The organism is Trichococcus pasteurii (assembly GCF_900112935.1).
GTDB classification, from domain to species: Bacteria; Bacillota; Bacilli; order Lactobacillales; family Aerococcaceae; genus Trichococcus; species Trichococcus pasteurii.
In genome coordinates this window covers 1-3868 of record NZ_FONM01000039.1, presented here as the reverse complement: position 1 = coordinate 3868, position 3868 = coordinate 1, and the positions used below count along the sequence as shown (strand labels likewise).

Annotated in this window: 4 protein-coding genes and 1 pseudogene; 1 reads left to right on the top strand and 4 read right to left on the bottom strand. The window is 42.9% G+C overall.

Features of this window, described 5'->3' with window-relative positions:
* Positions 1-314 (top strand): ATP-binding protein (locus BM184_RS15070; protein WP_143091160.1); only part of this gene is annotated, 314 nt, incomplete at its 5' end.
* Positions 315-330: 16 nt separating this feature from the next.
* On the opposite strand, the pseudogene BM184_RS15660 reads toward BM184_RS15070, so the two are convergent.
* The 4 genes and pseudogenes from BM184_RS15660 to BM184_RS15050 form a co-directional block, all read right to left on the bottom strand.
* Positions 331-438, bottom strand: a pseudogene (locus BM184_RS15660) (NAD-dependent epimerase/dehydratase family protein); the annotation flags it as partial.
* 467 nt (positions 439-905) lie between these two features.
* Positions 906-1832 carry a UTP--glucose-1-phosphate uridylyltransferase GalU gene (gene galU, locus BM184_RS15060; protein WP_086943481.1) on the bottom strand — a complete coding sequence of 309 codons (927 nt, stop codon included), beginning with the start codon at positions 1830-1832 and terminating at the stop codon, positions 906-908.
* A gap of 532 nt (positions 1833-2364) precedes the next feature.
* Positions 2365-2667 (bottom strand): hypothetical protein, encoded by a 303-nt coding sequence (locus tag BM184_RS15055; protein ID WP_086943482.1) that lies wholly within the window; start codon positions 2665-2667, stop codon positions 2365-2367.
* A 262-nt stretch (positions 2668-2929) separates the two neighbouring features.
* On the bottom strand, positions 2930-3220 hold the full coding sequence (locus BM184_RS15050; RefSeq protein WP_086943483.1) for a hypothetical protein: 291 nt from the start codon (positions 3218-3220) through the stop codon (positions 2930-2932).
* Positions 3221-3868: the final 648 nt, after the last annotated feature.

Here is a 3868-nt window from a genome sequence, read left to right as displayed (position 1 = left end):
AAGCGCAGGTCCAGCTCAATCGGATCCGAGCGTCTGATTTAGTGATCATTGATGATTTGATGTATATGGCAATGGATCAAAGGGAAGCTACCCTGTTTTTTCATTTGATCAATCATCTATATGAACGGAGTTCAATCATCTTGACCTCCAATAAGAGCCCCGACCAATGGGGAGAATTATTGGGCGATGAGGGCGTCGCAATGGCTATCCTAGACCGTATTCTGCATCGAGCGGAGGTCGTTCACATGAATGAAGCCAGCTACCGTATGAAGCATCGCCAGAGCATGTTTGTGAGCGAAAGTGTTCAAAATTAATTGGCGTTAACTGTTCAATTCTACTTGACGCTGACATATGAATATCAGGATGATTTTCCACTACGTAATGAACAAAATTCGAGCCGATGAATCCGGCCCCGCCAGTAACAATAATGTTTTTCATTTTTAATCTCCCAGCACTTAGTTTCCACGGTAAAGGATTTCGACTTACAGGCCGACACTAAAAATGTTTCCATAATATAAAAGATAGGCGCAGGCCGGGAATACCAGCCTGCACCTCTCACTCCATTCAATATACAATCACAGCATACGCGAAAACAAACGGCTGCCATGCAGCTTATCAGCCACCTCATCTGATGTGAAGCTTAGTCTCTGATGAGCAGTTTTCTTTCCGGAACTGAGAATCCGAAAAGACGATTACCTCCGACCACGGCGGCTTCGCCGGAGTTGGGGCATCTGCAAATGAGCTACCTTCGGCGAAAACTTTCTCCTCGGAGGTGGCTCCTCGGCGGGAGTGTCTTCTCCGATTAGGGCGCGCTCATCGGAGCTGGCGCCCCTGGCACACCCTTGGGCGTGCTTGCATTCAGGTCAAACACCCGAAAAACGGCGCTTTTCTATCAACAAGCACTTCTACAACACTGGAACGCCAGCCTCAGCCACTGTCTTATCACTTTCGTTCTCACCAGACAGCTCTTTTCCAAGCGCAATAATATATTCCTTCAGCTTGCCCTTGATTTCTGGGTGAGTCAGCCCGTAGCCGATACTAGTAGTCATAAAACCGAACTTATCCCCCACGTCGTAGCGGGTGCCTTCGAAGCGCTTCGCGAAGACGCGCTGCGTTTGGTTCAGGGTGTCGATGGCATCTGTAAGCTGGATTTCGCCGCCTGCGCCCGGCGTCTGGTTCTCCAGAATATCGAAGATTTCCGGCGTCAGCAGGTAACGGCCGATGATGGCCAAGTTGCTTGGCGCTTCTTCCGCTTTCGGTTTTTCCACAAAACGGCTTACATTGTACAGGCCTGGTTCCAATTCGGAAGCGATGTCGATGATGCCATACTTGGATGTTTCTTCCTGCGGTACTGCCATCACAGCGATATTCGATGCATGCGTACGGTCATAGGCGTTGATCAGTTGTTTCGCCAATGGCACTTCATCCTCCATCAGGTCATCCCCAAGCATGACCACGAAAGGTTCTTGGCCGACGAATGCTTTCGCCTGCAGAACAGCGTGGCCCAGTCCCAACGGATAAGCTTGGCGCACAAAGTGGATGCGCACGCCTGTCGACTCCTGCACCAACGCCAACAAATCGTCTTTGCCTTTTTCGCGCAGGTTCATCTCCAACTCGACATTCGAGTCAAAATGGTCCTCGATAGCGCGCTTGCTTTTGCCTGTGATGATCAGGATCTCTTCAATGCCGGATGCGATAGCTTCTTCGACGATGAATTGGATGGTCGGCTTATCGACGATCGGCAACATTTCTTTCGCCATGGCCTTTGTAGCCGGTAAAAAACGCGTGCCGAATCCGGCCGCCGGGATGACTGCTTTTCTGACTTTTTGCATGGTATTATTAGCTCCTTTAGTGTTTCTTCGGTCAATGATACAAATTCCACAAACTTTCAAAATTATCTTATTATGATTTCAAAATACTTCATATTATTATTTTCACTCGCCCTTAAATTTTACTACATTTACAATGAAATAACTATATTGATTTGTCATCAATTCCTTAGAAAAGCGTTTACTTTATATTAAAAAAGCAATCAAACTGATTTATGCCAAAACAGCCACAGTCAAGAGTAGCTTTCCCACCAATCCATCCCAAAACAAAAAGAAAAGAGAAGAGCGATTGCCACAAAACGGCTCCCTATCTTCTCTTTCTTTGCAACTCCTGATTCTCGCCAACCCAAGTTGTTAAAACAACTCTTCCAATTCGCCGATCCTGCTTGATTTGATCATTAAGCCAAAATCACTTGAATGATTCGAATAGGCGCCTTGAGCTGTTGGAGCATCAGCGGCATCCGTTGTTGCTTGCGTTGGTGCACAAAATTTGAAGCTATGATTATGTATGATTACTGAATCCTATCTATTGGCATTAAGCCTCGATTGCGATTGCAGCTTCATCAGGTGAAGTTGTACGGATGGTCAGTTTATGGTCCACTTCTTTGAGCAGCAGATCCGAGAACTCTTGGTGGTACAGTTCTCTTTTTCTAGCTGGAACGTTGGCAATGAAGGCGGTCAGGTTCTTGACGGCGTTATAGAAATTGTCTGCATCCTTGTCATTTTTGAATAAGTACTCGCGTCTCACATTATCTTCTGTCTTTAGGTAATAGACAAAAAATCTTCTTTCATATCTGCTTAAACCACAGTATGGGGCGATCATTTCTAAATTCGGCATTGTGTATTGTTCCTCCTAATTGTTAGTTACCACCCTTTTACAAAGCGCTTCCAATTAACTCCAAATAAATATTTCTCGTATCGATCATTCAACCTCTATTGTTACTAAATAATGAGCATTGATTCTTGCTTAAAACCGCAGTTAACCTTAGCGGCACCCGCTACTCCACAATCAATTTAATGAATACTATCATTTATAGCTCTTTCCAGATCCTTAAATCTTATTGCCACCATTTAATCTCCCCCCAAGTAATCTGCCATTGTTATATTGCTTCTTGTTCTTCCTTCGGAATCGCCTTGTGCACGATCAATTCGTAATCTTGGTCTTTCAAGATTAGTTCCAGAAATTCTTGGTGATATAGTTCCTCTTTCCCTTCCGGTACGTTGACCATAAACACGTCCAAATTTTTAGCTGAGTTGTAGAAAACCTGAGCGTCTTTCTCGTTGCCAAAAACATATTCCCTCGCTAAATCATCTGTTTGCAGATAATAAACGTTGACAGTATCTCCTTCCATGTATAATCCACAATAAGGCGAAATTACTTCAAAGTTCATATTGCACCCCCCTAACAATAGTTTTTGAGCCTACCAAAGGAAAGAATGCGCTTTCATTGTATTGGAAAAATATAAATATCACCGGAAAACTTAAGCACCTTGGTTTACTTGGGGGTATTCCAACACAAACCCTAGTCTAATTAAGTTTATTGAAATTCTATTTTTGCATTTACAATTCAGTTCGCTTTTCTTTCCTTAGTTGACCCTGTAGCTATAATAACATAAGTAAATTTAAAATAAAAGCAATTTTTTATAATTAATTTAATTAATATTTATGTTAAACAAACTGTATGAAAATGCTTTAATATGGACATTCGTGAACCTAAACATTCACTATACATCAATATTCAGTTGAACCACCAAAGTATTCAAACGCATGAATATGAGCCGCAATCTAAGCCACTGATTTCATCGTTAAGAATGCTTCCGCATAAGCTAATTGGCTGCACGGCAATGCCGCCACAAAGACATAAGCTTTTATTTTTTCTCCAGTATCTCGATCTACGACATAAGCTGTAGACCCAGCCCAATCCACTTCCATAATTTTCCAGGCTTGTCAGTGCTAAACTAAATTGAACAGTTTTCGATGAATAAGATTGAACACTTTCGCCAAAGAATATCTCCAATCCTGTATACTTTTAAAGGTAT